Raw genomic sequence first — 11,726 nt, 5'->3', positions numbered from 1 at the left:
TGCGCGCGATCGTCGCCAGCGCGTCCGCGTCGTCCTGGGTGGGACAGGCCACCCGTACGATCTGGCAGCCCGAGGCCGTCAGCTCCGCGATCTGCTGGAGCGTCGCGCCGACGTCGGACGTCCTCGTGGTCGTCATCGACTGCACCGAGACAGGCGCGTCCCCGCCGACGGCCACCGATCCGACCTGGATACGCCGCGAGACGCGACGCACCGCCAACGGCCGGGCCGGCAGCCCGGGAAGACCCAGCGCCACCGGCTCAGCACCGCTCATGACGTCACCCGTGGCTTCCCGAGACCGTCTCGCGGACCGCGCGCAGGGACTCCTTGAGCGAGCCCATGGTCGCGAGAACGGCCGTCGGCTCGTAGCCGCAGTGCGCCATGCAGTTGGCGCACCTCGGATCCTTGCCCCGCCCGTACTTGCTCCAGTCGGTCTCCTCGATGAGCTCGCGGTACGTCGGGACGTAGCCGTCGCTCATCAGGTAGCAGGGACGCTGCCAACCGAAGAGCGAGTAGTTGGGGATCGCCCACGCCGTGCACGGGAAGTCCGCCTTGCCCTCCAGGAAGTCCAGGAAGAGCGGCGAGTGGTTCAGCCGCCAGCGCCGCCGGTTGCCGCCCGAGAATGCCTTCTTGAACAGTTCCCGGGTCTGTTCGACGCCGAGGAAGTGCTCCTGGTCGGGAGCCTTCTCGTACGCGTAGGCGGGCGAGATCATCATCTCGTCCACCTCCAGGTCGTCATTGAGGTAGTTGAGCACCTCGATGATCGTCTGCGGCGTGTCGGTGTTGAAGAACGTGGAATTGGTGGTGACCCGGAAGCCGCGCCTCTTGGCCTCCTTGATCGCCTCGACCGCCTCGTCGAAGACGCCTTCCTTCGCCACCGACTCGTCGTGCCGCTCCCGCAGCCCGTCGATGTGCACGGCGAAGGCGAAGTACCGCGACGGCGTGAACTTCTCGATCTTCTTGCGCAACAGCATGGCGTTGGTGCAGAGGAACACGTACTTCTTCTTCGCCACCAACTGGCGCACGATCTCGTCGATCTGAGGGTGCATCAGGGGCTCGCCGCCGGCGATGGAGACCATCGGGGCGCCGGACTCCATGACCGCGCCCACGGCCTGCGCCACGGGCATGCGCTGCTTCAGGACTCCCGCCGGGTGCTGGATCTTGCCGCAGCCCTCGCACGCGAGGTTGCAGGCGTAGAGCGGTTCCAGCTCGACGATGAGCGGGAACTTCTCACGCTTGCGGAGCTTCTGTTCGAAGAGATACGTCCCGACCCTGATGGTCTGGCGGAGCGGCATGGCCATCTGGCTCACCTCCTGGGGAGCAGCAAAGAACGGTGCCATTCAAAAAATGCCGGTAGGACGGCACGGAGGACACGAAAGGCTGATATTCCCCCGCGAAGCGTCCCAATGCGGACCAGCTCGTGCTCCGGAGCGTCCACTACCACCCGTACGGCCGCAACAGGACGCGCTCCCACCCGCAGCGCGCTGCCGAGCGTGGCGGCGGACTCCATGTCCACCGCGATCGCCCCGGTGGTGCGCAGCTCGGCCCGCTCGGGGCCGCGGACGACGTGGTCGGAGCCCAGCAGGGTGCCGGTGTGCACGGTGCGGCCGGGCGCGGCCCGCCCCAGCGCCTTCGCGAGCAGCTCCACGCTCGTACAGACCGAACTGCCGTGCGGCCCGCGTGTCTCGTCGGCGACGATCAGGTCCCCGGGGTGCATCCCGGGGACCAGCCCCGCGCAGAATCCGGACGCGATGACGGCGGCGTCCGGGACGGGGCTTCCCTCGCCGAGCGCCTGCCTGACGGCCGCGGCCGCCGCCTTGGGGCCCATGCCGGTACGCAGTACGGTCACGGACTCCGGCGCGTCCCTGCGGTGCCCGCTGCGCAGCGCGAACTGCTCGATGCCGAGCGCGCAGGCGATCAGCAGCGGTGCGGGGCGCGCCGGCGGCGGTGGTCCGGTGGCGGGAACCGCCGGATCCGGCGGGCCCATCAGGTCGCTTCCCGGGTGGTGCCCAGGCCGGGAAAGACGGGCTCCCCGTGGACGTACCGCCCGAGCGCGGTGAGGGGGAACACCTGCCGGTAGAGGTGGTAGTTGATGGAGAAGTCCCAGGGGAAGCCGGTCCCCGTGAACTGCGGCTCGTCCCAGGAACCGTCCTCGCGCTGGGTCGCCGCCAGCCAGGCGACCGCGCGCTCGACGGACTTGGCGTCCCGCTCCCCGGCCGCGAGCAGGGCGAGCAGCGCCCAGGCGGTCTGCGAGGCGGTCGAGACCCCGCGCCCGGCCCAGCCGGCGTCACGGTACGAACGCAGGTCCTCGCCCCAGCCCCCGTCGTCGTTCTGGACGGATTCCAGCCACGTCACGGCGCGGCGGACGGCGGGATGGGAGGTGGGCAGCCCGGCCGCCGTCAGCGCGGGTACGACCGCTCCCGTCCCGTAGACGTAGTTGACGCCCCAGCGCCCGAACCACGAGCCGTTGGGCTCCTGTCCGGCCAGCAGCCACTCGATGCCGCGCCGGGCACGCGGGTGGTGCGCCAGGCCTTCGACGGCCAGCATCTCCACCACATGGGCGGTGACGTCGGCGGACGGCGGGTCGATGACCTCGCCGAAGTCGCAGAAGGGCAGCCGGTTGGGGAAGGCGCTGGTGTTGTCGGCGTCGAAGGCCGCCCAGCCGCCGTCCTTCGACTGCATGCCGAGGGTCCAGCGGACGGCGCGGTCGACGGTGGCCTTCGTCCGGGCGCGGTCCGGGTGCGCGACGCGCCGCAGGGCCAGGACGACCTCGGCGGTGTCGTCGATGTCCGGGTAGTTGTCGTTGTGGAACTCGAAAGCCCAGCCGCCCGGCTCCAGTCCGGGGCGGCGTACGGACCAGTCTCCGGGCCGTACGATCTGCTCGCGCATCATCCAGTCGGCGGCCTTGACCAGCGCCGGGTCGTCGGGCCGTACCCCCGCGTCGGCGAGCGCCACCGTGGCGAGGCAGGTGTCCCAGACCGGCGACTGGCACGCCTCGATCATGCGGGCGCCGTCGTCGCGCCACACCGCGAACCGGTCCAGCGATTCCAGGCCGGCGCGCATCACCGGATGGTCCAGGTCGTATCCGAGCAGGTGCAGGGCGATCAGGGAGTACACGGCCGGGGGCTGGATGCCGCCCCAGCAGCCGTCGTTCTCCTGCCGCTCGACGATCCAGCGGGCCGCGCTCCTCATCGCCGCGCCCCGCAGCGCGGCCGGCGCGACCTTGCGATAGACGTGCAGGAGTTTGTCGAGCCGCTGGAACGCGCCCTCCCAGCTGGTCGGCGCCGCACGGCGGGGCCGGGGGTTCACCGCGCGGGGGTCGGTGTGCAGCTCGTCGAGGGCGAACGGCGCCGGGCGCACGGGCCGCTTCGCCGAGACCACGGTCAGCGGCACGATGGTCTGCCGGGCCCAGCAGCCGAACGCGTAGATGTTGAGCGGGAACCAGGACGGCAGGAAGATCAGCTCGGGCGGCAGCTCCGGCAGGTCGTCCCACTTCCACCAGCCGAACAGCGCCAGCCAGATCCGGGTGAAGACGCGGCTCGCGGCGATGCCGCCGCGCGACCTGATCCAGGCCGCGGCGCGTTCCATGTGCGGATCGTCGGGCCGGTCCCCGGCGAGCCGCAGCGCGACGTACGCCTCGATGGTGGTGGACAGGTCCCCGGGGCCGCCGTGGAAGGTGGCCCAGGTGCCGTCGCCGCGCTGCTCCCCGCGGATGTGGAGCGCGGCGGCCCGAAAGGTCTTCTCGTCCTGGAGGCCGAGGAACTGACGGAGCAGCAGGTCCTCGGCGTCCATGGTCACATTGGTCTCGAGGTCGCCCTTCCACCAGCCCTGTTCGTCCTGCTGGGAGAGCAGGTACGCGACCGCGCGGTCCGTGGCCCGTCGCGCCGCGCCCCTGACGTCGGCGGGGGCACCGGCCGGGACGCCGGCGGCGACCGGAGCGCCGTCGGCGCTCCCCGCTCTGCCGCCGGTGTGCTGGTCGGTGTGGGAGTGGAGGAGGGTGTGGGTGTCGGTAAATTCGCTGGCCGCGGCGGCGCGGGGCTTCATGGCCCCGGGGCTCCCGTCGGTCGTCGCTGTCATGGTTTCCCCTTCGTGGCAGTTGGTCATCTGCTGTGCTGGGGTCCGACGTCGACCGGTGCGGGATGTACGGCGGGTCCCGGCACCGGACGGCGACATGCGAGTTATATGAGGCGGATGCTGATCATCTCTTTCGTACGACGACGAAGTCCGCGAGCGCGGTGAGCTGCGCGCGGACCTGCGGGGGCATGTCGACGCCGTTCAGCGCCTCGATGGCGACGGCGTGCTGCCTGCGGGCTTCCTGCGCCGTCCAGTCACGGCCGCCCGCCTCCTCGATGAGGGCCGCCCTGGCGGCGAACTCCTGCTCGGAGAAGGTGTCGAAGTCGTTGCTCTTGGCGTCGGCGGCGAGCAGCTCGCCGAGCCGCTCGGACGCCGGTCCGCCGGCCGCCAACGCCGCGACGACGGGCAGGGACTTCTTGCGCTGGCGCAGGTCGCTCCAGGTCTGCTTGCCGGTGGCGTCCGGGTCGCCCCAGATGCCGAGCAGGTCGTCGACGGCCTGGAAGGCGAGGCCGAGGTGGTAGCCGTACGCCTCCAGCGTGTCGGCCGTACGGTCGTCCGCCCCGCCGAGCACCGCGCCGATGGACACGGCGCAGGCCAGCAGCGCGCCCGTCTTGTTGCCCTCCATCTCCAGGCACTCCTCGACGGTGACCCGCTCGCGGTGCTCGAAGGAGATGTCCTGCGCCTGGCCGTCGATCAGCTTGCGCGTCGCGGTGGTGAGGCGGCGCGTGGCGCGTCCCGCCTCGACGGTGCCGATCTCCAGCAGGAGTTCGTTGGCCAGCGCGAACAGCGCGTCGCCGACGAGGATCGCCTGCGCCGGCCCGTGCACCTTCCACACCGTGTCGCGGTGCCTGCGCTGCTCGTCGCCGTCCATCAGGTCGTCGTGGAGCAGGGAGAAGTTGTGTACGAGTTCGACGGCGACGGCGCCGGGCACGCCGACCTCCGGCGCCGCGCCGGCCGCCTCGGCCGACAGCAGGGCGAGCGCCGGCCGCACCGCCTTGCCGCCGTCGCCGTCGGCGGGCCGCCCCTGGGCGTCGATCCACCCGAAGTGGTACGCCGCGACGGTGTCCATGGGCGGCGCGAGCCGTTCCACGGCGGCCTTCAGCACCGGGGTGGACAGGGTGCGGCCGCGCTCCAGAAGGGCGGCGATGTCCACCGTGGTGTCGTCGACCGTGTTCGCCGGGGTCACAGGCTCTCCTCTTGTTTCCATGCCAGTGCTCATACCGCCTCCTGCAACGGATGTTCGTGGGCGCGGCCGAGTTCGCAGAGTGCCGCGCCGGCGGCGGTGATGCCGCTGCGCACAGCTCCCTCCATGGTCGCGGGCCATCCGGTGGCGGTCCACGCGCCGGCCAGGTACAGGCCGGGCGCGTGCGTACGGGCGCCGGGGCGCAGCCGTCCGACGCCGGGGGTGGGGGCGAACGTCGCTGTACGCTCCCGGGTGACGAAGAAGTCGCGCACGCCCGCGCCGCGCGCGGCGGGCAGCAGGCGTTCCAGCTCGGGCAGATAGCGCCGGCGCAGCTCGGCCACGGGCGTGTCGATCTCGTCGTGGGCCGCCGACTGCGAGACGGCGAGGTACTGGCCGCCGCTCTTCAGTCCGGAGGACTCCGTACGGTCGAAGACCCACTGGACGGGGCTGCCGAGCGCGGCGAAGAAGGGGCGGCGCAGCACCTTGCGGTCGTACACGACGTGGACGTTGAGGATCGGCGCGGTGCCGATGTCCAGGAGCCGGTCGGCGTCGTCGATGACGCCCTCGGGCAGCAGGGCGTGCGTCTCGCCCTGGGGTACGGCGAGCACGACGGCGTCGGCCGCGATCACCTCGTCCGGTGTCGCGACCTCCCAGCCGCCGGTCGCGGCCCGGGCGACGGAGGCGGCCCGGGTCCGCAGTTCGGTGCGCACGCCCGCCGCGTCCAGCGCCTCGCGGGCGAGCGTGTCGTGCAGGTCGCCGAGGGGGACGTGGGCCCAGCCGATGTCGGCGGCGCCGGGCTCGGACAGCAGGCCCGTCTTGAAGACCATCGCGGCGAGGCCGAGGGAGGCGTGCGGCGCGGTCGCGTTGAGGGTCGCGACGCCGACGAGGTCCCACAGCGCCTCGATGGCGCGCGGCGACTGCCCGTGGCGGCCGAGCCAGGTCGCGAAGTCCACGCCGTCCAGGGCGGGATCGGCCGGGTCCAGCTTCTTGAGGGCGAGCGCGGCGCGCCCCACGCTCGCGCGTTCGGCGAGGGACAGGTGCGGATACGTCGCCAGGCTCGCGGCCAGGTGCAGCGGTACGGGCAGCTCCGTGCGGCGCAGCCGGCCGAGCCGGGGCCCCGCGGGCCGGCCGGCGTCGAGCACGGGGACGTCTAGCCGGCTCTGCAGCGGTGCGAGCGCGGCGCCCCGCACCCGGTCGAGGAACCACCGGTAGGCGGTGCAGCACCGCAGGTAGACGTGCTGGCCGTTGTCGACGGTGAGGTCGCCGCGACGGAAGGAGAAGGCGAGGCCGCCCAGGCGCGGGCGCCCTTCGAGCAGCGTCACCCGCATTCCCGCGTCGGCCAGCCGGAGGGCGGCCGTGACGCCGGCCAGTCCGCCTCCGACGACGACGGCGTGGCCTGCCGCGCGGCCCGCGGGCCGCGGCACGCCCGGCCGCGCGTCTGTGGTGGCGCGTGTCATGCGCCCTCCCCTCGGGCCTCACCGGCGGTGTGCGGACGGCGGGCCGTCGGAGTCGGGGACGCGCCGCGCCGCCGGGGGGTTGCCCCACCGGTGTGCGGCGGCGTGCGGCCCGCCGTGGCGGGCCCCATCAGACCCGCCTCCTGACCTGCGTGCGGGAGATGGTGCGGGCGTCGAGGCCCGAGAGGCCGCGCACGGCGACGTACGCCTTCTCGTGTCCGGGCAGCGAGACCCGGCCGCGCAGCACGGCCAGAGGCTCGCGCTCGATGCGGTCGAGGAGCCGCCGGTAGATGCCGGCCATGGCGGCGACGCAGGCGCCGGAACGCCGGTCGAGCAGCGGCAGCAGCCGGTAGCCCTCGGCGAACAGGGCGCGGGCCCGGCGTACTTCGAAGTGGACGAGGCCGGTGAAGTCGGACCCCGCGGGGGGCGTGGCACCCCGGAATCCGGCGGAGCAGCCGAACTTGGCGAGGTCGTCGGAGGGCAGGTACGTCCGGCCGTTCGCGGCGTCCTCGCGGACGTCACGGAGGATGTTGGTGAGCTGGAGCGCGAGGCCGAGCGTATCGGCGTAGTCCCCTGCGCGTTCGGTGGAGCGCGCGCCGGCCTGGGTGCCGAACACGCCCAGCGAGAGCCGTCCGATGGCGCCCGCGACGCACCGGCAGTAGACCTTCAGGTCGTCCCAGGTCTCATAGGTCTCGCCGCGTACGTCCATGAGCACCCCGTCGATGAGCTCGTCGAGCCCCTCCAGCGGGATCGGGAAGCGGCGCGCGGTGTCGGACAGCGCCACGGCGACCGGGTCGGTGTCGTCGTCGTCGACGGTGCCCGCCCGGACGCGGTCGAGCAGCGCGCGGGTCTCTTCGAGGCGTGCCTGCTTGACGCCGGGGTCCAGCACGCCGTCGCCGATGTCGTCCACGCGTCGCGAGAACGCGTAGAGCGCGGACATGGCGTTGCGCTTGTCGGCCGGCAGCAGTCTGATGCCGTACGCGAAATTGCGCGCCTGCTGTCCGGTCACGGCCTCGCAGTAGCTGTACGCGGCGAGTACCGGTGCGGACATCTGCACGAGTCCTTCCACGGGCCGGCTCACCCCTCTCTTCGGTCTCATCGCAAGACAGCTCCCGCTGCGCGCAGCAGGCTGAGCTTGGTGGGCTTGGGCGGTCCGGGAAGCACGTCGTAGCCGGCGGCCGCGATCGCGGTGAGAGCGGCGCGCCCGCCGCCGACGAAGCCGGCGAGCAGCAGTTTGAGCCTGCCGTCGACACTGGCCACGAGCGCCTTGCCGTCGTCGAGCAGCAGCCCGGCGCGCTCGGCTTCGTACGCGATCAGGGAGCGCACCGACGCGTTGGCGGACGGGGCGGCGAGGTCGGTCTCGTCGACGTGGAAGCGCGCCATGGAGTCGGCGGGCAGGTAGATCCGGTCGCGGCCGAGGTCCTCGGCGACGTCCTGGAGGTGTTCGACGATCTGCAGGGCGGTGCAGACCGCGTCGGAGCGGCGGATCCGCTCGGGGCTCGCGGTGCCGGTGATCCCGAGGACCAGCCGGCCGACGGGGTTCGCCGACAACTCGCAGTAGGCGAGGAGCTCGTCGTACGTCTTGTAGCGGCGTACGAGCTGGTCCTGCCGGTTGGCCTCGATGAGTCCGAGGAACGGCTCGGGGGTGAGCGAGCGGCGGCGCACGGTCGGCACGAGGGCGCGCAGGAGCGGGTGGCGGGGGCCGTCGCCCGTGGCGGCGAAGACGCGGCGCAGGTCGGCCTCGAAGGCGTCGAGCATCACCAGCCGGTCGTCGGCGAGGGCGGGGTCGAGGCCGAGCAGACGGGCGTCGGCGCCGCCGGGGGCGAGGTCGCCGTCGCCGATGTCGTCGACGAGGCGGGCGTACCCGTAGACGGCCATCAGGTCGTCGCGCCAGGCGCGCGGCAGAAAGAAGGGAGCCACCGGGAAGTTCTCGTCGGCGGCCTTGTCCAGGGTCGAGCGCGTGGGTGCGCCGGTGCGCACCTGCCGGGTTCCGGTCATCGCGGGCTGCCCGGTGCGGGGACGGCGGAAGCGTCTTCGAGCCGGAGAGGTTCCATAGCCATTGCCGTCACATCTCCCGTTCTACACTGTCGACCTAATACATCCCATTTCGGACACGCCGCCCGCCGCTACAGCTTACGTTGTACAACGACCGACACCGCGCCGGGGTGCCGGGCGCATCACAACAAGGCCGCTAAATGCCTCAACCTTCCCGAACGCGACGGGAGTTGACGATTCCGGCATGGTACGGCGCGCCGGACCGCTCGCGCGGCGCGGACACGCGGAACCCCCGCCGGGTTGGTTCGACCGGCGGGGGCACCGAGCCGGGAGCTAGCGCCCGGTCTCCTTCTCGTACGCCTTGAGGACCTCGTCCGTGGGCCCGTCCATCAGCAGCTCGCCCTTCTCCAGCCACAGCACACGGTCGCAGGTGTCCCTGATCGACTTGTTGCTGTGGCTGACCAGGAAGACCGTGCCGGCTTCCTTGCGGAGCTCGCGGATGCGCTGCTCGGAGCGGATCTGGAACTTCCGGTCACCGGTGGCCAGCGCCTCGTCGATCATCAGCACGTCGTGATCCTTGGCCGCGGCGATGGAGAAGCGCAGGCGCGCGGCCATGCCGGAGGAGTACGTGCGCATCGGCAGCGTGATGAAGTCGCCCTTCTCGTTGATGCCCGAGAAGTCGACGATCGACTGGTAGCGGTCGCGGATCTGCTCACGCGTCATGCCCATGGCGAGGCCGCCGAGGATGACGTTGCGCTCGCCGGTCAGGTCGTTCATCAGCGCGGCGTTCACACCGAGGAGCGAGGGCTGGCCGTCCGTGTAGACCTTGCCCTGCTCGGTCGGCAGCAGGCCCGCGATGGCGCGCAGCAGGGTCGACTTGCCCGACCCGTTCGTACCGATCAGGCCGATCGCCTCGCCCCGGTACGACGTGAAGGACACCCCGCGCACCGCGTGCACCTTGCGCACGCCGGGCGCGTCGCCCTTGCCGCGTTTCATGATGCGGCTCAGGGCCGCGGTGGCGCTGCCCCGCCCGCCCGCGCCGCCGTTGACGCGGTAGACGATGTGCACGTCGTCGGCGATGACCGTGGGGATACGCCCCTGCGTGTTGTCGTCAGCCACGGCCGTACCGCTCCTCAGCCTTCCAGAAATACACGAAGCCCGCGGCGCCGACGAGCAGCGCCCAGCCCAGGCCGACGGCCCACACGTGCGGGGGCAGGTTCCCCGAGCCGTATCCGTCGATCAGGCCGAACCGGATGAGGTCCATGTAGACCGCCGCCGGGTTCCACTGGAGCACGTCCGTGACCCAGCCGGGCAGGTCCTTGTCGGCGAGCATCGCCGGGATGCTGAACATCACTCCGGAGGCGTACATCCACGTACGCATCACGAAGGGCATCAGCTGCGCGAGGTCGGGGGTCTTGCTGCCGAGCCTGGCCATGATCAGCGCCAGGCCGATGTTGAAGACGAACTGGAGGGCCAGCGCGGGCAGGATCAGCAGCCAGGACAGCGAGGGGTAGCTGCCGAAGGCGACCGCGACGACCACGAGCACGATCATCGAGAACAGCAGCTGCTGGAGCTGCTGGAGCGCGAAGGAGATCGGCAGCGAGGCGCGCGGGAAGTGCAGCGCTCTGACCAGGCCGAGGTTGCCCGAGATCGACCGGACGCCGGCCATCACCGAGCTCTGGGTGAAGGTGAAGACGAACACACCCGTGACCAGGAAGGGGACGTAGACCTCCCGCTCCATGCCCCGGTCGGCCTCCAGGATCAGACCGAAGATCAGGAAGTACACGAGGGCGTTCAGCAGCGGGGTCGCCACCTGCCACAGCTGGCCGAGCTTGGCCTGGCTGTACTGGGCGGTGAGCTTCGCCTGGGAGAACGCGAGGATGAAGTGGCGCCGGCCCCACAGCTGCCGGACGTACTCGATCAGCCCCGGCCGGGCACCGCTCACCGACAGGCCGTACTTGGCGGCGAGCTCCGCCGGGGTAAGTCCGTCGTCGGGAGATGGCGGGGCGCTCGTCGCGACCGCACCGTCATGGGTTGTGTCACTCACAAGTTGAAACTTTCGTGTTCAAGATGCGCAGGCGTAGGGCGCGGGATCGGGCTCCAGGTCCCGCGTGCACCCGATGCTTTCAGACCCGAGCTTGTCAGACGACAGGAGGTCGGCCGAGCCGGGTCAGGCGCCAGACGGTACGCCATCTCATCGGACGGCGCGGTCCCGGCGAGGTCGTCCACCCCTCCTTGAAGCCGCCGAACCATGCCTTGAGGGCCGGTACGGAGGGCCGCCGCGCCAGCGTGAGCAGCAGCCACACGCCGAGGTAGACGGGCACCAGGAGGGCCGGCAGGTTGCGCCGGGCCAGCCAGACCCGGTTCCTGGCGACCATGCGGTGGTAGACGGCGTGCCGGGAGGGAGCGGTCGTCGGGTGGTACAGGACCATGTCCGAGCGGTAGTCGATCATCCAGCCGGCGTCGAGCGCCCGCCAGGCCAGATCGGTCTCCTCATGGGCGTAGAAGAACTCGTCCGGCAGCCCGCCGACCTCGGCGAAGACCTTGGTCCGCACGGCGTTCGCGCCGCCGAGGAAGGTCGTCACGCGCGAGGAGCGCATCGGGTCGGCCGCGCGCAGCCGCGGGACGTGGCGGCGGGCGGTCTCCCCGGTGTCGGGGTCCGCGATCCGGAAGCTGATGATGCCGAGCTTCGGGTCGGCGGCGAAGGCCCGGCGGCACAGCTCGGCCGTGTCGTGCTGGGCCAGCAGACCGTCGTCGTCGAGGAAGAGCAGGATGTCCATCTCGGCCCCGCTGGGGCCGAACGCCTCGATACCGGCGTTGCGGCCCCCCGGGATGCCGAGGTTCTCCGGCAGCTCGACGGTCCGTACGCCCTCGGGGACACCGGTCACCGGGGAGCCGTTGCCGACGACGACCACCTCGACGCGGTCGCCGTCCTGCTTGGCGACCGAGTCGAGGAGCGCGCGCAGCTCGTCCGGGCGGTTGCCCATCGTGATGACGACCGCCCCGACCTTCAGGTCCGCGCC

Annotated in this window: 11 protein-coding genes; all 11 read right to left on the bottom strand. The window is 71.8% G+C overall.

What is annotated here, in order from left to right:
- Positions 1–271 (bottom strand): flavodoxin-dependent (E)-4-hydroxy-3-methylbut-2-enyl-diphosphate synthase (locus E2E34_RS09920; protein WP_167518259.1); only part of this gene is annotated, 271 nt, incomplete at its 3' end.
- Between the two features lie 4 nt (positions 272–275).
- Entirely contained in the window at positions 276–1,298 is a 1,023-nt protein-coding gene (gene hpnH, locus E2E34_RS09915; protein ID WP_138901535.1) for an adenosyl-hopene transferase HpnH, read from the bottom strand.
- 5 nt (positions 1,299–1,303) lie between these two features.
- Positions 1,304–1,984, bottom strand: coding sequence for a phosphorylase family protein (locus E2E34_RS09910; protein WP_138901534.1), 681 nt, complete (start codon positions 1,982–1,984; stop codon positions 1,304–1,306).
- On the bottom strand, positions 1,984–4,074 hold the full coding sequence (gene shc, locus E2E34_RS09905) for a squalene--hopene cyclase (protein ID WP_138901533.1): 2,091 nt from the start codon (positions 4,072–4,074) through the stop codon (positions 1,984–1,986). The genes E2E34_RS09910 and shc overlap by 1 nt, the downstream gene beginning before the upstream one ends.
- Before the next feature lie 121 nt (positions 4,075–4,195).
- Positions 4,196–5,290, bottom strand: coding sequence for a polyprenyl synthetase family protein (locus E2E34_RS09900; RefSeq protein ID WP_208765194.1), 1,095 nt, complete (start codon positions 5,288–5,290; stop codon positions 4,196–4,198).
- Complete coding sequence (hpnE, locus tag E2E34_RS09895; RefSeq protein ID WP_138901531.1) at positions 5,287–6,711, bottom strand: hydroxysqualene dehydroxylase HpnE; 1,425 nt, start codon at positions 6,709–6,711, stop codon at positions 5,287–5,289. The genes E2E34_RS09900 and hpnE overlap by 4 nt, the downstream gene beginning before the upstream one ends.
- Positions 6,712–6,838: 127 nt before the next feature.
- Positions 6,839–7,759: a presqualene diphosphate synthase HpnD gene (gene hpnD, locus E2E34_RS09890; RefSeq protein ID WP_244315598.1), complete on the bottom strand. Its 921-nt coding sequence runs from the start codon at positions 7,757–7,759 to the stop codon at positions 6,839–6,841.
- A 44-nt stretch (positions 7,760–7,803) separates the two neighbouring features.
- Entirely contained in the window at positions 7,804–8,706 is a 903-nt protein-coding gene (gene hpnC, locus E2E34_RS09885) for a squalene synthase HpnC (RefSeq protein WP_138901529.1), read from the bottom strand.
- Positions 8,707–9,036: 330 nt separating this feature from the next.
- Positions 9,037–9,822: an ABC transporter ATP-binding protein gene (locus tag E2E34_RS09880; RefSeq protein ID WP_138894321.1), complete on the bottom strand. Its 786-nt coding sequence runs from the start codon at positions 9,820–9,822 to the stop codon at positions 9,037–9,039.
- The gene (locus E2E34_RS09875; RefSeq protein WP_138901528.1) at positions 9,815–10,750 is read right to left on the bottom strand and encodes an ABC transporter permease; all 936 of its coding nucleotides are present in this window, start codon (positions 10,748–10,750) and stop codon (positions 9,815–9,817) included. The genes E2E34_RS09880 and E2E34_RS09875 overlap by 8 nt, the downstream gene beginning before the upstream one ends.
- 94 nt (positions 10,751–10,844) lie before the next feature.
- Positions 10,845–11,690 carry a glycosyltransferase family 2 protein gene (locus E2E34_RS09870; protein WP_138901537.1) on the bottom strand — a complete coding sequence of 282 codons (846 nt, stop codon included), beginning with the start codon at positions 11,688–11,690 and terminating at the stop codon, positions 10,845–10,847.
- Between the last annotated feature and the right edge of the window lie 36 nt (positions 11,691–11,726).

The sequence above is a fragment of the Streptomyces albidochromogenes genome (assembly GCF_005981925.1).
Classification (GTDB): Bacteria; Actinomycetota; Actinomycetes; order Streptomycetales; family Streptomycetaceae; genus Streptomyces; species Streptomyces albidochromogenes.
Note: the sequence above shows the minus strand (reverse complement) of the source record. Positions and strands in the feature narration are given on the sequence as shown.